24 protein-coding genes and 1 pseudogene are annotated in these 21,397 nt (G+C 68.0%); 21 read left to right on the forward strand and 4 right to left on the reverse strand.

All coding sequences use genetic code 11. The features are described 5' to 3' along the window. Complete coding sequence (locus EH231_RS32835; RefSeq protein WP_090429580.1) at positions 1-720, forward strand: NUDIX hydrolase; 720 nt, start codon at positions 1-3, stop codon at positions 718-720. A 3-nt stretch (positions 721-723) separates the two neighbouring features. On the opposite strand, the gene EH231_RS32840 is transcribed toward EH231_RS32835, so the two are convergent. Next, on the reverse strand, positions 724-1,221 hold the full coding sequence (locus EH231_RS32840) for a flavin reductase family protein (protein ID WP_409543851.1): 498 nt from the start codon (positions 1,219-1,221) through the stop codon (positions 724-726). A gap of 19 nt (positions 1,222-1,240) precedes the next feature. After that, entirely contained in the window at positions 1,241-1,969 is a 729-nt protein-coding gene (locus tag EH231_RS32845; protein ID WP_090429582.1) for a TetR/AcrR family transcriptional regulator, read from the reverse strand. 102 nt (positions 1,970-2,071) lie between these two features. Here EH231_RS32845 and EH231_RS32850 point away from each other — a divergent pair, with 102 nt between their 5' ends. The 17 genes from EH231_RS32850 (at position 2,072) to EH231_RS32925 (ending at position 17,348) form a co-directional block, all read left to right on the forward strand. After that, positions 2,072-4,840 carry an MMPL/RND family transporter gene (locus EH231_RS32850; protein WP_241177847.1) on the forward strand — a complete coding sequence of 923 codons (2,769 nt, stop codon included), beginning with the start codon at positions 2,072-2,074 and terminating at the stop codon, positions 4,838-4,840. A gap of 65 nt (positions 4,841-4,905) precedes the next feature. Then, entirely contained in the window at positions 4,906-5,907 is a 1,002-nt protein-coding gene (locus EH231_RS32855) for an AAA family ATPase (RefSeq protein ID WP_090429586.1), read from the forward strand. A 7-nt stretch (positions 5,908-5,914) separates the two neighbouring features. Continuing rightward, entirely contained in the window at positions 5,915-6,781 is an 867-nt protein-coding gene (locus EH231_RS32860; RefSeq protein ID WP_124714078.1) for a DUF58 domain-containing protein, read from the forward strand. After that, positions 6,771-7,244, forward strand: a complete 474-nt coding sequence (locus EH231_RS32865; RefSeq protein ID WP_090429591.1) for a hypothetical protein — start codon at positions 6,771-6,773, stop codon at positions 7,242-7,244. The genes EH231_RS32860 and EH231_RS32865 overlap by 11 nt, the downstream gene beginning before the upstream one ends. After that, the gene (locus tag EH231_RS32870) at positions 7,235-8,197 is read left to right on the forward strand and encodes a hypothetical protein (protein ID WP_090429593.1); all 963 of its coding nucleotides are present in this window, start codon (positions 7,235-7,237) and stop codon (positions 8,195-8,197) included. Before EH231_RS32865 ends, EH231_RS32870 begins: the two co-directional genes overlap by 10 nt. Then, complete coding sequence (locus tag EH231_RS32875) at positions 8,194-9,120, forward strand: vWA domain-containing protein (protein WP_090430713.1); 927 nt, start codon at positions 8,194-8,196, stop codon at positions 9,118-9,120. Before EH231_RS32870 ends, EH231_RS32875 begins: the two co-directional genes overlap by 4 nt. After that, positions 9,117-9,803 (forward strand): hypothetical protein, encoded by a 687-nt coding sequence (locus EH231_RS32880; protein WP_090429595.1) that lies wholly within the window; start codon positions 9,117-9,119, stop codon positions 9,801-9,803. Before EH231_RS32875 ends, EH231_RS32880 begins: the two co-directional genes overlap by 4 nt. A 33-nt stretch (positions 9,804-9,836) precedes the next feature. Beyond that, entirely contained in the window at positions 9,837-10,436 is a 600-nt protein-coding gene (locus EH231_RS32885; RefSeq protein WP_090429598.1) for a TetR/AcrR family transcriptional regulator, read from the forward strand. 125 nt (positions 10,437-10,561) lie between these two features. Beyond that, positions 10,562-11,236, forward strand: a complete 675-nt coding sequence (locus EH231_RS32890; RefSeq protein ID WP_090430715.1) for a hypothetical protein — start codon at positions 10,562-10,564, stop codon at positions 11,234-11,236. A 154-nt stretch (positions 11,237-11,390) separates the two neighbouring features. Continuing rightward, on the forward strand, positions 11,391-12,914 hold the full coding sequence (locus tag EH231_RS32895; protein WP_170856343.1) for a nitric oxide reductase activation protein NorD: 1,524 nt from the start codon (positions 11,391-11,393) through the stop codon (positions 12,912-12,914). Positions 12,915-12,930: 16 nt separating this feature from the next. After that, a complete protein-coding gene (locus EH231_RS32900; RefSeq protein WP_124714079.1) occupies positions 12,931-13,740 on the forward strand; it encodes a CbbQ/NirQ/NorQ/GpvN family protein in 810 nt (269 codons plus the stop codon). Continuing rightward, positions 13,740-13,868: a hypothetical protein gene (locus EH231_RS34690; RefSeq protein ID WP_036430807.1), complete on the forward strand. Its 129-nt coding sequence runs from the start codon at positions 13,740-13,742 to the stop codon at positions 13,866-13,868. Before EH231_RS32900 ends, EH231_RS34690 begins: the two co-directional genes overlap by 1 nt. Then, positions 13,865-14,560, forward strand: a complete 696-nt coding sequence (locus tag EH231_RS32905; protein ID WP_234927338.1) for a hypothetical protein — start codon at positions 13,865-13,867, stop codon at positions 14,558-14,560. The genes EH231_RS34690 and EH231_RS32905 overlap by 4 nt, the downstream gene beginning before the upstream one ends. A 22-nt stretch (positions 14,561-14,582) precedes the next feature. Beyond that, a complete protein-coding gene (locus EH231_RS32910; RefSeq protein WP_090429603.1) occupies positions 14,583-15,011 on the forward strand; it encodes a hypothetical protein in 429 nt (142 codons plus the stop codon). A 9-nt stretch (positions 15,012-15,020) separates the two neighbouring features. After that, positions 15,021-16,271 (forward strand): cytochrome P450, encoded by a 1,251-nt coding sequence (locus EH231_RS32915; RefSeq protein WP_090429605.1) that lies wholly within the window; start codon positions 15,021-15,023, stop codon positions 16,269-16,271. A gap of 40 nt (positions 16,272-16,311) precedes the next feature. After that, positions 16,312-16,851: a hypothetical protein gene (locus EH231_RS32920; protein ID WP_090429607.1), complete on the forward strand. Its 540-nt coding sequence runs from the start codon at positions 16,312-16,314 to the stop codon at positions 16,849-16,851. A 74-nt stretch (positions 16,852-16,925) separates the two neighbouring features. Continuing rightward, a complete protein-coding gene (locus EH231_RS32925) occupies positions 16,926-17,348 on the forward strand; it encodes a hypothetical protein (RefSeq protein WP_090429609.1) in 423 nt (140 codons plus the stop codon). Here the strand turns inward: EH231_RS32925 and EH231_RS32930 are convergent. Further along, positions 17,327-17,947 carry a TetR/AcrR family transcriptional regulator gene (locus EH231_RS32930; RefSeq protein WP_090429611.1) on the reverse strand — a complete coding sequence of 207 codons (621 nt, stop codon included), beginning with the start codon at positions 17,945-17,947 and terminating at the stop codon, positions 17,327-17,329. The two genes, EH231_RS32925 and EH231_RS32930, sit on opposite strands and share 22 nt — an antisense overlap. 75 nt (positions 17,948-18,022) lie before the next feature. Here EH231_RS32930 and EH231_RS32935 point away from each other — a divergent pair. The 3 genes and pseudogenes from EH231_RS32935 to EH231_RS32945 all read left to right on the forward strand — a co-directional run. Next, positions 18,023-18,344, forward strand: a pseudogene (locus EH231_RS32935) (PPE domain-containing protein); the annotation flags it as partial. Positions 18,345-18,581: 237 nt separating this feature from the next. Then, positions 18,582-19,499, forward strand: coding sequence for an alpha/beta hydrolase (locus EH231_RS32940; protein ID WP_090430718.1), 918 nt, complete (start codon positions 18,582-18,584; stop codon positions 19,497-19,499). Positions 19,500-19,577: 78 nt separating this feature from the next. Further along, on the forward strand, positions 19,578-20,939 hold the full coding sequence (locus EH231_RS32945; protein ID WP_090429612.1) for an FAD-dependent oxidoreductase: 1,362 nt from the start codon (positions 19,578-19,580) through the stop codon (positions 20,937-20,939). Here the strand turns inward: EH231_RS32945 and EH231_RS32950 are convergent. Further along, positions 20,936-21,388: a 6,7-dimethyl-8-ribityllumazine synthase gene (locus tag EH231_RS32950; RefSeq protein ID WP_090429614.1), complete on the reverse strand. Its 453-nt coding sequence runs from the start codon at positions 21,386-21,388 to the stop codon at positions 20,936-20,938. The genes EH231_RS32945 and EH231_RS32950 overlap by 4 nt on opposite strands. Positions 21,389-21,397: the final 9 nt, after the last annotated feature.

A 21,397-nucleotide genomic window follows, 5' to 3' on the forward strand; every position in this document is an offset into this window, starting at 1 on the left:
GTGACCATCGCCTATGACGAAGCCCTGCGGGAACGCATCGGTGTGCATCTGGCGGGCCACGACCGCCGCGCCGTGATCGACCCGAGCAAGCGGCACGCGGCCGTCGCGGTGGTCCTGGTCGATTCCGAACTCGGCGAGGACCGGGTGGATCCGGCTCCGGTCGACGAATGGATAGACGGTCGGCCCATGCCGGAGCCCGGACTCGACGGACGCATGGTCGATGTCTCCGGCGGGGCCGCTTTCCTGTTGTGCCGCAGGACTTCCCGGCTCTCTTCCCACGCCGCACAGTGGGCGCTACCCGGCGGCCGGCTGGATCCCGGTGAAACGGCGATCGAGGCCGCGCTGCGCGAACTGGACGAGGAGGTCGGGGTCAACCTGCCCGACTCGGCGGTGCTGGGCCTGCTCGACGACTATCCGACCCGCTCGGGATACGTCATCACGCCTGTGGTGGTCTGGGGCGGCGGCCGGCTGGATCTGCGCCCCTCGCCCGACGAGGTGGTGGCGGCATACCGGGTGGGACTGCATCAACTGCAGCGCGAGGATTCGCCGCGGTTCATCACGATTCCCGAGAGCCCGCGCCCGGTGGTGCAGATTCCGTTGGGCAACGATCTGATCCACGCACCGACCGGCGCGGTGCTGCTGCAGTTGCGGTGGCTGGCCCTGGAGGGACGCGCCGATCCGGTGGATGAACTCGAACAACCGGTTTTCGCCTGGAAGTAGGGCTCAGGCGTCGTGTCCGGGCTTGAGGTCGGCCACGTCGGTGAGGCTGACCCAGGGCCGCGTCTCGTCGGGCGCCAGGCCGTCAACCGGATTCAACAGGTAGCCGACGTGGTCACCGAGATCGAATCGGTCGAGGACGACGCCGACGAACCAGGCCGGGGCGGCATCGAGAATCGGTGTACCGGCGGGGCCGGCGTGCCAGCTGCACGCGGCGAACTTGTCGACCTCGTCACCGGTCTGCCCGCCGAACCAGCGGGCCAGCTCGAGGTCGTCACGGGCCAGCAGGTGCACACCCAGATGGGTGGCCGCTGCCGCGACGGTAAAGGTGTGGTTCTTCTTCGAAATCCCGACCAGGAACCGGGGTGGATCGATGCTGGCCTGCGTGGTGAACCCGACCAGACAACCTGCCGTCTCGTTCCCGGCCCGTGCCGTCACGACGAACATCGGGTAGTCGATGAGTTCGGTGAACCCGTCGAAGCCTTCCCAGCTCTGCGTCACCACATCATTGTGGGCCACCGCGCTAGCTGCGGGTCCGGCGCCCGCGGCGCACGGTCGCGGTGGCGGGTGCTGTCGGGTGCGGCGTCGACGGCGGGTCCAAGCGCTGAAAGGACTGCTGGATACGGTCCCGGTCACCGCCCAGGCCGACCAGCAGATTGGTGATGTGCGGGGCGAGCACCCACGAGACGCCCGCGCCGTCGGTGCCGAAGACGCCGATGATTTCGGCCAGCACGTAGCCGTGCATCATGGTCCAGATCTGCGCGGCGACGGCCACCGGATCGCCCTCGTCGATGGCGCCGATGTCCATGCAGCGCCGCACGAATACGGGGATCTGGGCGTAGACCGAGTTGATCTCGGACAGGGCTGCCGGGTTGCCGTCGACGGTGACGTCGCGGCCGATCGGCAGCGCGATGGACGGCGAGGTGATTCCGAACATCAGCCGGTAGCGCTGCGGATAGGTGAGCGCGTACTCGCGGTAGGCCAGTCCGGAGGCGAGCAGGTCGGCCACCGGATCGTCGGTGTCCGGACGCCGACGCAGGTGTTCGCCGAACCGGACGAATGACTCCCGGACGAGCGCCTCGTAGAGGCCGGGCATGCCGTCGAAGTGCGTATAGACCGCCATGGTGGAGGCGCCGATCCGCTTGGCCAGCATGCGCGCACTGAGTGCCTCCGGCCCGCTCTCCTCGAGCACCTGGAGGCTCTCCTCGATCAGGCTTTCGCGAATTCCCATGGTGGACATCGTCCTGGACATGCTGCCATAACAATGTTATACCTGCCAATAACATTGTTATGGACGGGGTGGGGAGCGGTGTTGGCGAGCATTGCGCGATGGGCGAGCAGGTACGCGGTCCTGGTGACAGCCGCATGGATGCTGCTGGCCGGCGCCGGCAACATCGCGGTACCCCAGCTCGAACACGTTGTGAAGGAACAGTCCCGGGCCTTCTTCCCGACCGACTCCGGCGCGACTCAGGCCGCACAGCGGATGGGGACCCTGTTCGGGGATTCCGACAGCAACAACATCGCCTACGTCGTCCTCGAAGCCGACCGGACACTGGGGGAATCCGACCGCGGCTACTACCGCGCGCTGGCCGACCGGCTGCGCAACGGCACCCCCGGCGTCGAATCAGTCATGGACCTGTGGGACGACCCCGCCGCTGCCGCCGTATTCGAAAGCCAGGACCACAAGGCGTCCTATCTGATGGCACGGCTCTCCGGTCAACTGGGCAGCAGCACCGCCACCGATGCCGTGGCCGCACTGCGCGCAGCGGTGGACGCCTCCGGCGCACCGGAGGGACTGCGCACGCATGTCACCGGACCGGGGCCCAGCCTGGTCGATGAATTCGATGCTCTGGATGCACAATTGGCGCGAATCACGGTGCTCACGGTCGCGATGATCGCCGCACTTCTGCTCTTCGTGTACCGATCGCTGATCGCGGCCGCCGTCCCGCTGGCCTCGGTGGGGCTGTCCCTGGCGGTCGCGCGTCCGTTGGTCGCGCTGCTCGGCGAGCACGGCGTGATCGAGGTGTCGGTGTTCTCGGTCGCATTGATGTCGGCGATGGTGCTGGGCGCCGGGACCGACTACGGCATCTTCCTGCTCGGCCGCTACCACGAGAACCGGCGGGCGGGCATGGCGCCGCCGGATGCCTTGGCCGACGCCTACCGCCGGGTTGCGCCGGTGATCGCCGGGTCGTCCGCGACCATCGCCACCGCGCTGTTCTGCCTGACCTTCGCCAAGGTGAATTTCCTGCGCAGTGCCGGAATACCCAGTGGGATAGGTGTTCTCGCGGCGATGCTGGGTGCACTGACATTGACGCCGGCTCTGATCGGCTTGTTCAGCAGGCGCGGTTGGGTCGAGCCGCGGGCGGCACGGATCAGCCGCCGGTGGCGCAAGATCGGCACGGCGGTTGCCCGCTGGCCGGGGCCGATCCTGGTGGTGGCCGCGGGCGCACTGATCGTCTGCACGGTGCCGCTGCTCGGCGCCAAGATCAGCTTCGCGGAGTTGTCCGCACAGCCGGCGAGCACCGACTCCAGCCGCGGATACCAGGCCGTCCACGGCCGGTTCCCGGACAACCGGCTGTTGCCGGAGATCGTCTCGATCCAGGCGGACCGGGACCTGCGGACGCCGGCCGGCCTGATCACAATCGAACGCGTCACCAGGAAGGTCCTTGAGGTGCGCGGGGTGCGCACCGTGCAATCGGCCAGCCGCCCCGCCGGAACCCCGGTGCGCCAGGGCACGCTGACCTACCAGGCCGGCCAGATCGGTGAACAACTCGACGGCACAGCGCAATCCGCGCTCAACGGGATGAACTCCGTGGACACCGTCACGGCAACCATCGGTCAACTCGATGCCGCTCTCGACGGTATGCAACGCGGGTTGACCGGTGCCGTCGACGGCCTGAACCGGGTCGGGGCCGGCTCGCAGGACATCGGTGCGGGCATGACCGGGTTGCAGGGCAACCTGCAGTCGGTGTCCGGCTATGCCGATCCGTTGCGCCAATTCGTCAACAGCAACCCCGACTGTGCGGCCAACCCGATCTGCGCGGCAGTACAGAAAATCGTCACACCCCTCGATGACGCGGTCAGCGCGACGGGCACCCTCGCCGGCGGGGCGGGCGCGCTCGAGGAGGGCGCGGCCAGCGCCACCAGCTCACTCGGCGGGGCGGCCAAGGGTGTGGCGACGATGCGCACGGCGCTGACCCAGCTACGCGGTCTCACCTCCACCTTGCGCTCCAGCCTGGGCAGTGTCGGGCCGCAGATGCAGCAGATGACCGGTTACCTGTCGCAGCTGAGCACCGATTTCGACGGCAGCTCCGAAGGGGGGTTCTACCTGCCTCCACGGACTTTCGACGATCCGGAGTACCGCCGGGTGATGGACATGATGTTCTCGCCCGACGGCCACGCCACCCGGCTTCTGGTCTACGGCGACGGCGAATCCTGGGGGCGTGACGGTGCGGACCGGTCTGCCGAGATCCGCGTTGCCGCCGCCGAGGCACTCAAGGACACCCCGCTGGCGGTCAGCGGCGTCATCGACCTCACGGGAGTCGGAACGGCGACCGCGGAACTCATCGAGTATGTGCAACACGACTTCGCCCTGCTCGTGATCGTCACGCTCATCTTGATTTTCGTGATCGTGGCCGGCATGCTGCGCAGCCCGGTCGCCGGGATCGTGGTGCTGGCCACCGTCACGATCTCCTACGCATCGGCGCTCGGGGCCAGCGCCGCCATCTGGCAGTTTCTGGTCGGCCAACCGCTGCACTGGGCGGTGCCCGCACTGGCGTTCATCGCCCTGGTCGCCGTCGGCGCGGATTACAACCTGCTGCTGGCGATGCGATTGCGCGACGAGGCCCGGGCCGGAGTGCGCACCGCGACTATCCGGGCATTCGCCGGAACCGGCAGCGTCGTCACCGTCGCGGGGATCGTGTTCGGACTGACCATGTTCGCGATGCTCGGTGCCAGTGTGGTGACGATCGCCCAGGTGGGTTCCACGATCGGCATCGGATTGCTGATCGACACCATGGTGGTGCGGACCTTCGTGGTGCCGCCCATCGCGGTGCTGCTCGGCCGCTGGTTCTGGTGGCCGCGTCGGGTGCCGGCGACGCCGGGCCCAGACAGCGGGGCATGAGATCGGCGAAGTCTGGGTACATCGTCTGGGTCTGGGGAAGGGGGACGACCGACCGGAGAGGATCCATGACGGCACCGCGATTGCAGGTTGACCAGCGCGACGCCGCCGAAGCCCAGCGCATCGCGGCCGCGGTGAGCTCGGCATTCGCCACCCGGGTGGTCGGCCAGGACCATCTGCGCGAATCGATGTTGGTCGCGCTCCTCGCCGGCGGGCACCTGCTCCTCGAGAGCGTCCCCGGGCTGGCCAAGACCACGGCGGCACGGGTGGTCGCCGAGTCCATCGACGGCAGCTTCCGGCGTATCCAATGCACGCCCGACCTGCTGCCCAGCGACATCATCGGCACCCAGATCTACGAGGCGGCCCGCAACACGTTCGCCACCCAGCTGGGCCCCGTGCATGCCAATATCGTGCTGCTCGACGAGATCAACCGCTCCAGCGCCAAGACCCAGAGCGCGATGCTGGAGGCGATGGAGGAACGGCAGACCACGATCGCCGGCGTCGAATATCCCATCCCCGAACCGTTTCTCGTCATCGCCACCCAGAACCCCGTCGATCAGGAAGGCACCTATCCGCTGTCGGAGGCCCAGACCGACCGGTTCATGCTCAAGGAGATCGTGGGTTATCCGTCGATCGAGGACGAGGTCGAGATCGCCGCCCGGATGGACGCCGGCCTCTATGACCGGGGCCACCGTGCCGCCCCGGTCGTCACCATCGACGACGTGCATCGCGCCCAGGACATCGTGCGCGCGGTGTATCTGGACCGCGCACTGGTCGAGTACGCCAGCCGGCTCGTCGCCGTCACCCGCGAACCCGGGCACCACCTGCCGGCCAATCTGGCCCGGGTGATCGAGTACGGGGCCAGCCCGCGGGCCACCCTCGCGTTCTGCCGGACGGCGCGCGCCCTGGCGGTGCTGCGTGGCCGCGACCATGTGGTGCCCGACGACATCGCCCGGCTCGCCCATCGCGTGCTGCGACACCGGTTGATCCTCGGCTTCGAAGCTGCCACCGCCCGAATCACCCCCGACGTCGTCGTCGATGCGGTGCTGCGCGCGGTGCAGGTCCCGTGAGGCCGGGATGGGTAGATACCTGGACTCCGCCAAGGCGTATGCCGGCCGCGACGTCGGCGGGCTACTCGAAGGTGGCCGCTACGCCCTGGTGCACACCCGCAGCCTGGAATTCGACGAACTGCGCCCCTACGTCCCCGGAGACGACGTCGGCGACATCGACTGGAAGGCCACCGCGCGCTCCGGGCACACCCTGGCCAAGCGGTTCGTCTCCGAAAAACACCACAAGGTCCTGGTAGTCGCCGACGCCGGACGCAACAGCTGCGCGCTCGCACCGTCGGGCGAGTTCAAAAGAACTGTGGCACTGCACACCATCGGCGCGATCGGCTTGATGACGCTGCCCCGGTCCGACGAGATCGCCATGGTGCTCGGCGATCGCCGCGGCAATGTCGACGTCCGGCTGCGCCGCGGCGAGACCCACATCGAAAGCATGCTGCACCGGTACGACCACCACACCACCGACCGCCCCGGCCCGAGTGACATCCGGGTTCAGCTCGAGTGGGTCGCCCGGCACTACCGGCACCGGCTGCTGATCTTCGTGGTCTCCGACGAACCGGAGGTCAGCGACGAGTTGGCCGAGGTGCTCGGCTCCCTGACGGCCCGCCACGACGTGTTGTGGGCCCTGCTCAGCGATATGCCCGCGGTGAGCGCGCGCCGGAACAGCGGTCGCAGCTACGAGGTCGCCGACGGCCGGCAGATCCTGACCGGGCTGGACCCTGACGTCGTCGAGGCCTACCGGCGCGCGGAAGCGGAACGGCGCGAACAACTTTCCGAATTCCTGACCCTGCAGCGGATACCGCACGCGCGGGTCACCGGGAGCGTTCGGATCAGGGCGGCATTGACCGCGATGACCGGGGTGTACGCCCGTGCCGGATGATCTGCTGCACCACGTGATCGGCCCGACGCCCTACTCGCCGCTGTGGCTGTGGACCGCGATCGGCCTGATCGCGGTCCTGTGTGCCTGGTATGCGGCCGTGTTCGTGCTGACCTCCCGGCGACGTCCGGTGCGGGAGCTGCCCGTCCTCGGCGCCGCACGGGCCGAACTGTTGCGGCGGCGGTCTGCCCGTGCCGTCCGCGCCATCGGAAACCGTTATCGGGCCGGCGATCTCACGGCGGCGGGGGCAGGTGCGGCACTGAGCGGCGAACTTCGCACCTTCCTGCACGCCGCGACCGGGGTGCAGGCCCAGTACATGCAGGTCGATGCCATCGCGGACAGTGCGGCCGCGCGGGCCGCACCGATCCTGGCCGAGCTCACCGATATTCAGTTCAATCACCGCTCGGCACTCGACGCCGCCACGGCCAGCGCCACCGCGGAGGAGTTGATCCGCGGATGGACCTGATCTGGTGGGCGGTGGCGATCGCCGGCTGCCTCGCACTCGCCGGGTGCGTGGCGTCGGCCCTGCTCCTGAAGCCGTCGGCCGCCCCGGACGAATTCACGCCGCTGGCCAATACCGGCAGGCTCACCCGGCTGCCCGAGTATGCCAGGGCCGCGCGACGACGGACCATGGCGGCCGTGGTCGCCATGGTCACACTGACGGTCGCGTTCGTGGCGTCGGCTCTGGTCGCGGCACGCCCCACCGGCCTTCCGTCGTGGAATCGCGCCACCCACGTCGCGACCCCGGAGGACATCATGGTGTGCGTCGGCGGCCCGCTGACCGATCCCGCGGTCAGCGCCACACTGCAGTACTTCGCAGATCGGGTCGGCTCGTTCGGCACCGAACGGGTCGGGCTGACCTCGGCCAACCGCCGGGTCATCCCGCTCACCCGTGACTACCAGTACACCGCAGCGCAATTCGCCGCATTCGGTCGGCAGGAAGGTGCCCGGCCGTTCGTCGCGCCGGTGTCCTACGTCGATTACGCAGCCAGCGTCGAAGACGTGCTGGCCCTGTGTCTGACCGGATTCCCGTCGTTCTTGGAGCGGTCCGCACAACGACGGTCGGTGATCTACGTCGGACCTGAATCCCTGCCCCGCCCCGGTGAAGTCACACCGTTGTTCGGTCCGGACCGGCTGCGCGACCTGGCGATGACGGCAGGTGTCCAGGTCAACGCCATCACGCCCGGGCCCGGTGACGGGATTGCGGCGGACCTGACCCGAAGCACCGGCGGGCGGTGGTTTCCTGATTCGGCCGACGTGGCCGCGCATCTGGCGGAGATCCGGGATAACCCACCGCAGGCGGGGTCGACCGGCGAGACCGCCGACGTCCGATCCGCCGAAGCTCCAGGGGTTCCCGTGTTGCTGGCATTGCTGGCGGTGGCAGTGCTGTGGTGGTGGCCGGTGGTGATGCGGCGATGAGGCTCGAACCGGTACTTCCGCCATTGCTCGTCGCAGTGCTCGCGGTGGCGCTCGTCGTGGCTCGTGCGATCACCTTCGGGCGGGTTCGGGCGCAAGGCGGCGGCTGGTCGGTGGTCTGGCGGTGGTCGTCACTCACCACGGCGGGATTCCTGCTGCTCGTGGCCGCCCTCGGTCCCGTCGCCGGCGGGACCGATGACCTCGTGCCCCGGCCGGCCGGCGATCGCGACCCCAACATCTTTGTGATCCTTGACCGTTCGCCGGACATGTCGGGGCCGGATCCCGACGGCCGTTCCCGGATCTCGGCGGCGCGGGGCGACATCGCGGCCCTGATCGAACGCCATCCACAGGCCCGCTTCGCGCTGATCGGCTTCGCCGACCGGCCGTCCGTGGACTGGCCGCTGTCCGCCGATACCTGGAGCCTGCGCCCGGTGGTGGCTGCGACGAATGCGCGCCCCGCGACGGCGGATGCCCCGGATCCCAACGTCGGCGCAGCCGCCAGCATCCTGCGCTACCAGCTGATCAGCGCGGTGCAGCAGTTTCCGAGGGCACAGAACCTCGTCTTCTATCTCGGGGCTGGCGCCCCGGAATCGCAAGCACCGCAACGCGAATTCCAGCTGCCCGAGAATGCCGTGGACGGTGGCGCGGTACTGGGGTACGACGACGCCGGGGCGCAGGCACTTCGCGGGGTCGCCGAACAGATCGGGGTGCCGTTCGTCCCGCGCACCGACGCGACACCGTTGGATGAGGCACTCCCCGATGACGACACGCGAAGTCAGGCACCTGCGGCCGTAGCGGTGGCCGCCGCCGTCGAGCTGTACTGGGTCTTCGCCGGGGTGGCGGCCCTGCTCATCCTGGTCGAGCTCTATCTGGTGCTGCGCGAATTCCGCCGCACCCAGCCGATCGACGTGGAGCCGCGGTCATGAGCACGGTCCGTCGTCGGCTTCTGGTGTACTCGGCCCCGGTGGCGCTGGTGCTGGTCATCGCGGTCGTCAAACTGCTGTCGGTCGTGGTGATCGGTAACTCGGCAGCCGCCAGTTTCGCCGACCGTGACACCGAGGCACTGGCGGGCGAGGTCGCGCGACTTCAGGTGCTCAACGTCGTCCAACCCGGCAAGGCGAACTTCGCCGCGGGCGCGCTGGCAGTTCTGGAGGACCGGCTGGCCGATGCCGATCAGGACTTCGCCGTGGCGGTCGAGCGGCTCGACACAGCTGAATCATGTTCGGCCAGGGTGAATCTGGAATTGGTCCGGGAGACCCTCGGCGACCGTGCGGCCGCGGCGTCCAACAGCCGGATGGCACTGACCCATTACCTCGCCGCACGAGATGTGGTGGACCGGGCGCCCGTCGGGTGCTTTGTCGGCAATGCCGACCCCGATCCGGATCGGCGCACCGTGCGCAACGATGCGCCGGCGCGGTTGAGCAGCAAGATCGATGGGGCCGGCGTCATCCTGCCGCCGAACTCGCCACCGCCACCACCGGCAGCACAGGCCCCGCCGCCGGGGCCGGCCGGCGCGGCGACCACGCCGCCGGGCAACCGGCTCGACCCCAAGGCCGGCGATCCGCTGGACCGGCTGCAACAGATCCTGCGGGATGCGGCCAGAGGCTAGATTCGGGGAGTCGGATCCGAGCGAAGGAACGGAATGGCTGTGGCAGACGGGTTGTCTGCGCGTGAGGCGAAGCGCCTGCAGACGCGTGAGCGGTTGATGGGTGCGGCGATCGCGGAGTTCAAGCGTGCGGGGATGGCCGAAGCGGACGTGGGCGCGATCGTGACCGCCGCCGGCGTCGCACACGGCACGTTCTTCTTCCATTTCCCCACCAAGGAGCACGTGCTCCTGGAACTGGAACAGCGCGAGGAGCAGCGGATCGCCAAGCAGTACACCCAGTTCCTCAAGAAGCCGCACAGCCTGGAGGAAGGGCTGCGCGAGGCCATGCGGCTGGTGGTCGGCCTGGAGCGCAGACTCGGTGGGGTGTTGTTCAAAGACTTTCTGGCCCTGCACTTCTCACAGACCCGGCCACCTGCCCAGGACAGCCAGGAGCACCCGGTGATCTCCGGGGTGGCCCGCGAGATCGAGCTGGCCCAGCAGCAGGGTGAGGTCGCCGCCGACGTCAACTCGTGGAACAGCGCGGTGTTCTTCCTGCTCGGTTTCTATGCGCTGCTGATCACCACCAACGATTGGCCGACCCGCGACGCCCTGCTGGAGGACTACGTGGTCAGAACCATGCGGAGCCTGTCCCCCTAGACCCACCGGGGTCCCTGTCCAGCCGGCGAATCGTTGACTATAGTCAGTCAACAGTTCGGGACCGGCTAGCAGGAGGACCCTTGAATCTGCCGACCATCAGACCGCGCCGCACGGTCGCGGCAGGTGTGCGCGCGCCGTCGATCGATGACCACGACGAGCAGTCCCGGCTGGCTCAGCGCCAGGCGGACAAGTGGCTGATCGCCGGATCGCTACTGATCGGCAGCGCCGTCCTCGGCATCTTCGGGCTGCCCGTCTTCCTGCGCGGCGTGTGGTTGCTCCGGCAGGCCCAGCGGGACGGTTTATCGGTGCGGCCGATGATGGTCACGCTGCTCGGCTATCTCGTCATCATCGATGCGGCGATCAACGCGATGGGTTGGTCGCTGGACCTGATCGGCAACCACTCCTTGCTGGCCAGGGTCCTTTTGACCGGCTGGGGCAACATGTTTGACGCCGGCTACTTCTGGCATTTCAACGAGCTCTGGGTGGGCGGTGCGGGTGGTCCGGGGGAGAAGGCCTGGGAGGTCGCCCTCATCCTCACGGTGTTCACCATGCGCATCGCCGCCGGCATCGGGTTCCTGCAGATGAAGCGCTGGGGACAGCAGTGGATGATCGTCACCTGCTGGATGGGCGTGGTGATCTGGTGCGGCTACGTCTTCAACATGACGATGTTCGCCGACGTCCGCTACGCCGGGGTGATCTTCCCGGTGATCGGCTGGTGGCTCTACGACATCTTCTACATCACCCCGTTCCTGGCGATCCCGTACCTGCACACGGTCAACCGGGAGATCTTCACCGATTAAGGCTCTCAAATATTGACTTAAGTCAGAAATGTGACCATGAAGGAGAACGCATGTTCTGGGAAATCTGCCGCTACATCGGCGCGTGGGGCGGCACCGCCCTGATCATCTGGTTCTGGTACTGGATGTTCTCCAACATCGGAACCTTCTGACTTCGATGGCCGATCACGACGCGATCGCCGTCGAACGCAGCTGTGCCCTGACCGCCGTCGCGCTGAGCGGCGGGCGGCGCGACGGGGCGCGGCTGGTCACCGGCGAGCAGCGTGGTTTCGGGTTGACCGCGGCGCTCGACCTCGTGCTCGTGCCTTACCCGGCCGGGGTTCCCGGCTGGACCCGGCGCTCGTTGACCTGCGGGGTGGCGCTGCAGTGCGCACCGTCGAAGGAGCGGCTCCTGGAGTACCGGCTGGGCGAGCTGTCCGGCCGGGAGCTGCGTGCCCTCAGCGTGGTGGAGGCCGGGGTGGCGCTGGGCTGGATCACTGCCCGGTGGCCCGGCCTGGTCGGCGAAATCCGAAGACTCCTACCGGAACTGGTGCATGCCGATGGCGATACGCCGGCCACCGAGATGCTGCGCCAGGCGGTTGAACTGGCGCGCAGCAACAGGTCCCTCGATGTCGATCCGCTGCTGGGCCGGCTGCCCGTGGCCCACACCGCCCCGGCCGGCCTGGCCGACGGGCTGCGCCGCAGATTCGGCCGGATGCCGTGGACCAGTACCCAAAAGCGCATGCCCAGGCCCTATTCCGTACCGGTCGGCGGGGACGGCGGAGTACGCAACCCCAACCTCCCGCCGCCGAGCCGGCCACAGGACAACGACCTCGACGTCACCCCGCAGCACCGCCCCGGGATTCCCTACCCGGAATGGAACACGTGGACCGACAGCTTCCTGCGCGATCACGTCGCCGTCGTCGAGCATCCGAAGCCGCCGCGCGGCCGCCAGTCGGTGCCGGTGTCGGCCGATCTGCGCGCCTGGTTCGCCGAACACACCCACCGCGCGATGACCGACGGCCTGGAGGACGGATCCGATCTGGACGTGGATTCCTATGTGCGCCATCACATCGACCTGGCCACGGGCGAGGCGGGCGAACCCCGGGTGTTCCGGGAGCTCTTGCCCGGCAACCGGGACGTGTCCACGGCGCTGCTGCTCGACGGCAGCTCGTCGCTGGGGGTGCACGGCGGCCGGATCTTCCGGCTTGAGCTGGCCTGCGCCGATGCGCTGTCGCGGGCGATGACCCAGGCTCGTGAACGCCACGGCATCTTCGTGTTCACCGGGAACACCCGTCACCGGGTGGAAGTCCAGTGCCTCAAGGACTTCGAGGACCGGCGGTTCGTCCCGCCGAGTGCGGCCGGCCTGGTCACCGGGGGATACACCCGCCTGGGCGCGCCGCTGCGACATCTGACCAGTCGCCTGCTGGCCCAACCCTCGGAGCGGCGGCTGCTCATCGTCATCGGCGACGGCCTGATCTCCGATGAGGGCTATGAGGGCCGCTACGCCTGGGCGGACACCGCGCATGCGGTCGAGGAGGCCAATGACGCCGGGGTCGCCGTGTACTACGTCGGCGTCGGGCCGACCCGCGTCGACCCGTTGCCCGAGGTGTTCGGACCACGGCGGTCCCAGCGGATCCGCCGGGTGGAGGAGCTGCCGCGCGTGCTGGCGCACGTGCACCGCGAGCTGGTTTCGGCCTGAGGACGGAAGGAACACCGTGAACACAGATGTCTATTACTCCAACGGCAACGAGATTCAGCTGTTCGAGCAGGCGTACGCCCGCCGGATCCCGGTGATGCTGACCGGGCCGACCGGCTGCGGCAAGACCCGGCTGGTCGAGCACATGGGCTCGTTGTTGCAGCGCCCGGTGGTGACGATCAGCTGCCACGACGACCTCACCAGCTCGGATCTGGTGGGCCGGTTCATGGTCACCGGCGGCGACGTGGTGTGGACCGACGGGCCACTGACCCGGGCGGTCAAGGCCGGCGCCATCTGCTATCTCGACGAGGTCGTCGAGGCCCGCCACGATTCGCTGGCCATCCTGCATTCGCTCACCGACCACCGCCGTGCGCTCTATCTGGACCGGGCCGGCGAGGTGGTGCGGGCACCGGAGACCTTCATGCTGGTGTGCTCCTACAACCCGGCCTATCGCAGTTCTCTCAAGGAGCTGAAACCGTCCTTCCGGCAACGGTTTGCCACGCTGCCGATGACCTACCTGCCGCCCGATCGCGAGGCCGAGGTGATCGTCGCGGAGACCGGCGTGGGCCGCGACACCGCGCGGCGCCTGGTGGCCTGCGCGACGGCGATCCGCAGCGCGGACGCCGCCTTCCATTTCGAGCCGCCATCGACCCGGGTGCTGGTCACCACGGCGCAGCTGGTTGCCGAAGGCGCCACCGAACTGGATGCCGCACAGGCCTGCGTGCTCGCACCGCTGAGCACCGACGGCGCGATCAGCGACGGGCTGCGCGAGGTCGCGGCGGCCGGCCTGCTCGACGGCACGACCCGGAACCGAGGAAAGGAAGTCTGATGAACGAACAGGAGCGAAAGCGCAAGCGGGCGTTGATCGTTCTGCAGGTGGTCATCTACGGCTACCTGTTCGCGATGTTCTGCATCCAGCTGTACATGTCGTTCGCCCGAGGCTGGTGGGATCTGTGAACCTGCCGTTGGCCCAGCCGGATTCGGTGTCGCTCGAAGATCATCACGAGCAGTCCCGGCTGGCTCAGCGCCGGGCCGACAAGTGGATGATCGTCGGGGCGCTGCTGATGGGCATGTGGATTCCCGGGCTGATCGGCTTCCCGATCTTCATGCGCGGGGTATGGCTGCAGCGGCAGGCCCAGCGCGACGGATTGTCGGTGCGGCCGATGATCGTCACGCTGATCGGCTACCTGGTGCTGATCGACGGCGCGCTCAACAGCCTGGGCTGGGCACTGGACCTGGTGGCCAACCACACCCTGATCAACCGCGTGCTGATGGTCGGCTGGGGCAACATGTTCGACGCCGGCTACTTCTGGCACTACAACGAACTGTGGGTCGGCGGTTCGGCCGGGCCGGGTGAGAAGTCGATGGTCTTCGGCATGATCATCACGGTCTTCGCGATGCGCTGCGCCGCCGCCATCGGATTCCTGCAGATGAAACGCTGGGGCCACCAGTGGATGATCGTCACCTGCTGGATGGGCGTGCTCATCTGGTGCGTCTACGTCTTCAACATGACGATGTTCGCCGACGTCCGCTACGCCGGGGTGATCTTCCCGGTGATCGGCTGGTGGCTCTACGACATCTTCTACATCACCCCGTTCCTGGCGATCCCGTACCTGCACACGGTCAACCGCGAAATCTTCTCCGACTGAACAACTTCGAAAGGAGCGCATTGTGTCGATCCCCGCAGAAAGTACTGAGACAGAACGAGACCCGGCCCAGGATCTGCCGCCGGGCACCACCCCGTACTACGCGAACATGCACAAATGGATCAAGCGGGCCGTGCTGGTGTGCCTGGTCGCCCTGGTCGTCGAAGGCGCGTTCACGTTGCCGTTCATGGCCGTCTACTACGGCTACCCGACGCTGAGCATGACCGAGATCTGCAGTGAACTGCTCAAGGTCCGCTACTCCGACGACACGCTCGAGTGCAAGCACCCGTACCCGATGTTCGGTCCCCCGGAAGGGGCTGAGGGCAAGGACACCGCCCGCGACGAGTGGGGTATCCAGCCCACGCCGAAGTACGACCGGTTGGGCTTTCGCGAACTGGTGCGCCGTCACGAGGAACGGCTGGCCCGCCAGGCTCAAGAACAGCAGCCAAGGTAGGGACCGGCCGTGCCCAAATCGCCTGAAGAGCATGCCGACAACTGGGATCTGCGTCACGAGGACTTCAACGATCACGACCTGCTCTACGAGGTGTATTCGGTGATGCGCCGGCGGGCACCGATCGCGCACACCGAGTCACCGTTCTTCCCGACCGACGACGCCTGGGTCGCGGTGGGTTACGACGAGTGCTACCAGATCGCGCAGGACTGGCAGCACTTCTCCAGCAACCCGACACCCGAGGGTGCCCTGCAGGCCGGCGGTGATCTGGTGATCACCCTCGACCCGCCGCGACAGCAGAAGTTCCGAAAGGTGCTCAACCCGTACTTCTCTCCGGCCCGGATGAAGGCGCTGGCACCGCAGATCCGGGCCGAAACCGACGAGCTGATCGATGCATTCATCGAGCACGGCTCGGGGGACCTGGCTCAGGTCGCCTGGCAGCAGCCCGGCGTCGTGTTCTTCAAATATCTGCTCGGCATGCCTGTCGGCGATGTCCCGTTGTGCATCGAGCTGGTCGACACCGCGCTCAACGGCGGCACCGAGCAGGCCCGCATGCTGGCCTGGGGCGGGTTGTATCAGCATCTGCACGATGCGGTGTCGGCCCGGACCACGGGACCGGCCCGCGACGACATGATCGACGTGCTGCTGCACGCCGAGATCGACGGGGAACCGTTGCCGTTCAACGACATCGTCGCCAATGCGATCCTGCTGGTCCAGGCCGGGCTCGAAACCACGGCCAGTGCAATGTCTTTCGCATTCCACTACCTGGCCACCCACCCCGGCGAGCGTGACCGGCTGATCGCTGAGCCCGAGATCCTGCCCAGGGCGGTCGAGGAGTTCATCCGCTTCGCCGGGTCGATCCACAGCCTGCCCCGCACCGTGGCCAAGGACGCCGAGCTGGGCGGGCAGCGGTTCTGCCCTGGCGATTCGATTCTGATCAACTACGCGGCGGCCAACCGGGATGCCAACCAGTTCCCCGACCCGGATCGCTGTGTGCTGGACCGCTCGGCGAACCGGCACCTCGGCTTCGGGGCCGGTGTGCACCGGTGCCTCGGCTCCAATCTGGCGCGCCTGGAGTTCGCCGTCGGACTCGAGCAGGTGCTCGCCCGGATGCCCGATCTCGCCTTGGATCCCGGGGCCACGGCGGTGTTCCACGGCAACTCCGTGACGCGTGGCTACCGACGGATTCCGGTCGTGTTCACCGCGGGCGAGCGGTCGACTGTATTGCGGGGACCTAACGATTCGGTGGTCTCTCGGGGTTGACGCTCGTGTAGGCAGCAAAGCCGTGGTTCAGTGGTAACCGATGTCTGGTACCTGGTCCCCGCGTCGCCTTATCACCGCTGCGGTGACGGCGGGTATTACGTTGCTCGCGGTGGGGATTCCATCGGCCACGGCCGCCCCGGCCAATGATGCGCGGGGATATGTGGATTCGACGGCGCGGTGCGACAGTGCGGACGCGACCGTGTTGTTCGGCAGCACCGACGCCTCCCGGGTGGCGATCTGTTCGGTGCCGGGCGGCAAGTACGAGTACCGCGGTGTGCGGTTGCGCGACGGTGCCAAGCTGATCGTGCCGGCGACGCGCAACGACGACGGTGCGTTCCGCGTGGAGAACGCCGGGATCGAATACCTGGTGACCTCGAAGTCGCTGGTGCTCAGCGTGGGGGAGAAGGTGATCCGCGAGGAGGCGATGACCGACTTCCACCGTCCGGGGGCACCCGCCGCTGCGGACTCGCCGAAGTCTCCGGGCGCGGCCCCGGCTCCGGCGACGGCGGCGCCCACGCCGACGACCCCGCTGCCGCCGCCGCTGGCGGCCGAAGTCGGTGGCGGCGGCGCCCGTCGCTGACCATTTAGCTCGCTGACCTGCGCCATTGCTCGTGCCGTTGAACGGGGGCAATGAAAATGATAATCATTAACGGTATGCGTGAGTGCTCGTCGTACCTGCAGGCACCGGATCTGGACCACCTCCGACCCGGAACGATCTGTCTGACGGTTCCGCTCGTCGACGACGTCATCCAGGTGGGTATCGGCGGCGACTATCCGACCACCGTCGTCGCCGTCTCGGTGACCGCATCATCGGTGCGGGTGCGCCGGCTCGATGGCCGGCGTCTGCAGGTGCACATCGTCGAGGACTGGCGGGGTGCGAACCACCCGGGGACGGCGACCCCGGTATTCGGCGAGCCGGTCGAGGCGCTGGTGCTCGAGCGCCGCGGCGAGCGCTGGGTTCCCGGCCCGGCCCTGTGCCGTCGGGTCGTCGACCTCGATCGGTTTGTCGGCACGCTCGCCCGATTCGCCCTGGCGAAGCAGGAACGGACCGCCGATCAGGCGGTGGGCGCGGCGTAGGCCTGCAGATACTGGGTCAGTGCCCGTTCACCCTCGGTGAGGATCGCGCGGTCCTGTCCCGGGCCGGCGTGGAAGGCCATCTCCAGCAGGCGATCACCCATCTCCACCGCGACCATCGTCACCAGGGGGTCGGTGCCCTCGCGCAGCAGACCCCAGTGCATCAGTCCGGCGTGCAGGGCGTTGGCGAACTGGGCCCGGCGCGCACGCGGATCGGCCAGCAGCCCGCTGGCCAGGCTGGTGTAGTGCAGGTTGACCAGGTGCGGGTGGTTGCGAAGGTGCTCGTAGTGGAATTCGAAGATGCCGTGGGCAACCTCGGCCAGGCTGGTGGGGGCCAGGGCTGCCAGGATGGCCGCGCCTTCGGCGTCGCGCCGGTCGAGGTGGTCGGCGACGATCTCCTGCAGGATCGCGTCGCGGTTGGGGAAGAACTGATAGACGGTCGCGACCGGGACTTCGGCCCGATGGGCGATGGCGCGGGTGGTGACGGCGTCTACGCCTTGGGTTTCGAGGAGTTCGAGTGCGGCAGCCCGGATTCGTTCGACCCGTCGTCTGCTGCGCTCCTGCACCGGCTGTCGTCGCCGTAGTGGCTTGTGGGTGACCACCTACAAATCGTCGCACATAGTTAACATGAACCCGATTCATGTTAACGATTGTCCGAATGGCCCAGGAGTGGCCAGATGACCGCACCGACCTGGTTCGCCGCGCCGCCCGAGGTGCACTCCGCGCTGCCGGCCAGTGGTCCAGGGCCTGGATCGCCGCTGGTCACCGCGGGCGCCTGGCATGACCTGGCCACCGAGCACGCATCGGCGGCGTCCGAGCCGACCGCAGTGCTCGGTGTCGTGCGGGCCGGCGCATGGGCGGGGCCCAGCGCCGAGCGCTATGCCGCGGCACACGGTCGCCACCTCGCGTGGTTGAACTCACAGAGCGCGAGCAGTGTCGGCGACCGACTTCTTCGGCATCAACGCCATCCCGATCGCCCTCAACGAAGCGGACTACGTCTGGACCCGGCGACACCGGGCCTGCCGTCACCGTGCCGCAGCTCGTCGAGGCATCTGACGGTGGCTTCGGAAAGCGGGGTGCGGCAGGGGGATTCGCCGGGACGCGGCACCCCGCCGGGGTTGCCGACGCCGAGGGCTGGTGACGCTGGTGTGCGACCCACTTCGCGGCGGCCCGACCAACCCGCTGCTGCCCGGAAGCCGGCGCGAGGGATGACTGGGCATTGGTAGCGTGGAGGCGGTGTCGATACTGTCCACGCCGATTTTGGCGGATGCCCTGGCCCGTCTGTTCTCGGTCGGGGTGAGACCGGGGCCCATGCGTGGCGTCCGCTTCCCCGAAATCCCCGGTCGCACAACGCTTGTGCAGATCCCGACCCGTCACGGTGAGGTTGCCGCGACGGTGTATCACCCGCCCTCGGGTGAGGAAGAGCCCGCGGTATATGTGAACGTGCACGGTGGGGGTTTCGTCGTCGGGCACCGCGAACAGGACGATCCGTGGTGCCGGTTCCTGGCCCAACACGCGAATGTCGTTGTGGTCAACGTCGATTACCTGTTGGCCCCGGGGCACCGGTTCCCCACGCCGGTCGAGCAGATCTATGACGTGCTCGGCTGGGCCGCGGCGCCCGAGCGGGATTGGGACGGCACCCGGCTGTGCGTCGGAGGCCAGAGTGCGGGTGGCAGCCTGTCCGCGGGGGCCGCCCGGCTTGCGTTGGAGAACGGCACAGCGAACGGCGGGCCGAAGATCGCATTGCAGGTTCTGCACTACCCACCGCTGGACCTGGTCACCACAACCAAGGACAAGCATTCCCCGATCGGCGCCAAGGCGGTGTTGAAGCCGTGGATGGGCGAGGTGTTCGACACCGCGTACGTCCCCGATCGCGCGCAGCGCACCGACCGTTTGGTCTCCCCGGTCTGGGGGACCAACGCCGACGGCCTCGACGGGATCGCCCCGGCGCTGATCGTCACCGCCGAGTACGACCGGCTGCGCGACGAGGCGTGGCGGTACGCGCAGAAGCTCGATGCGGTGGGTGCCCTGGCCGAGTATCACGAGGTGCCCGATGTCGATCACGGCTACAACATCATGAGCAGTGCGGCCGAGGTCACCCGGCGCGTCTACGAGCGGATCGCCGGGCACGTCCGCCGCGCCACCGCACCGTGACGCGGATCTCGTTGGGGAGGTCTTGCGGGAAACCGCCCTGTATTTAGGCTTGCCTTACCTAAATATGTAAGGGCGGTCATGAGGAAGATCCAGGTAGCAGTCATCGGCGCGGGCCCGGCAGGCATCTACGCCGCCGACATTCTGACCAAGGAGTACGAGCACGCGCGCGTCGACGTATTCGACCGGCTGCCTGCGCCTTACGGGCTCGTGCGCTACGGCGTGGCCCCGGATCATCCGCGGATCAAGGAGATCATCAAGGCGTTGCGCCGGGTGCTCTCCCGTGACGAGAACGCCGTGCGATTCATCGGCAACGTCCACTACGGGACCGATCTGACCCTGGCCGATCTGCGCCGTCACTACGACGCGGTGATCTTCTCCACCGGGGCGCGAGCGGACCGGGCCCTCGACATCCCCGGCATCGACCTACCGGGCAGCTACGGCGCGGCCGACTTCGTGTCCTGGTACGACGGACATCCCGACGTGCCGCGCACCTGGCCGCTCACCGCGAAGCACGTCGCGGTACTCGGTGCGGGAAACGTCGCACTCGACGTCGCCCGGATGCTCGCCAAGCCGGCCGACGAGCAACTCGGCACCGAGATCCCCGGCAACGTCTACCAGGGCCTTGCCGCCAATCAGGCCACCGACGTCCACGTGTTCGCCCGCCGCGGGCCGGCGCAGATCAAGTTCAGCCCCATGGAGTTCCGTGAGCTGTCACACTCGCCGAGCGTCGACGTCATCGTGCATCCCGAGGGTTTCGAGATCGACGAGGCCAGCCAGCACGCCATCAACACGAGCAAGTCGACCCGACTCGTGGTGGACACGATGATGAAGTATCTGCAGCGTGAGCCGACTGGCGCGCCGCACCGGATCCATCTCCACCTGTGCCAGGCGCCCGTGGCGGTGCTGGGCACCGACCGGGTCGAGGGGCTCCGTACCGAACGAACAGAGCTCTGCGGGGACGGAAATGTCCGGGGGACCGGCGAATTCACCGATTGGCCGGTCGAAGCCGTGTACCGAGCCGTCGGTTACCTGTCCACCCATCTGGCGAACCTGCCGTTCGATCACCATGCCGGGGTGGTGCCGAACGACGCGGGCCGGGTGCTCGACATCGACGGCGGGTTGATCGATGCGGCCTACGTGACGGGATGGATCAAACGTGGACCGATCGGCTTGATCGGGCACACCAAGTCCGACGCGGCCGAAACCGTCACGAGTCTGCTCAATGACCTACCGGGCCTGCGGGCCCCCGAAACCGCCGACCCCGACGCGATACTCGCGCATCTGGCAGCCGGCGGTGTCGACTACACCACCTGGGCCGAGTGGGAGCGCCTCGACGCCCACGAGGTGTCGCTGGGCGAGGTGCAGGGCCGTGAACGCGTGAAGGTGGTGCCGCGCGAGGACATGGTCCAGGCGGGCCGCGACGCACTCGTGCGCGACTAGTTCAGTGAGCTGTGCAGGGCCAGGGTGGCCGCGACGGCGTTGGCCGCCTCGGCGCCCTTCTTGACGAAGTGCTTCGTGAAGTAGTCGACGTGCTCGTCGTGCTCGTGGAAATGGTGCGGGGTGAGCACGACCGAGAACACCGGCACGTCGGTGTCGAGTTGTACGCGCATCAGCCCGTCGATCACCGCGGTGGCCACGAAATCGTGGCGGTAGATGCCGCCGTCGACCACGAGTCCGGCCGCGACGACCGCCCGGTAACGCCCGGTGAGCGCCAGACGCTTTGCGGTGAGCGGAATCTCGAAGGCGCCGGGAACCTCGAAGAACTCGAGGGCCGCGGCGTCGAAACCGTGGGTGCCGATCTGCTCGGTGAATCCCTCGCGGGCCTTGTCGACGATGTTGCGATGCCAGGTGGCTTGCACGAACGCGATCTGAGTGGCTGCGTCAGACATGTAGCGACG

It is taken from the genome of Mycolicibacterium nivoides, from assembly GCF_003855255.1.
Taxonomy (GTDB): Bacteria; Actinomycetota; Actinomycetes; order Mycobacteriales; family Mycobacteriaceae; genus Mycobacterium; species Mycobacterium nivoides.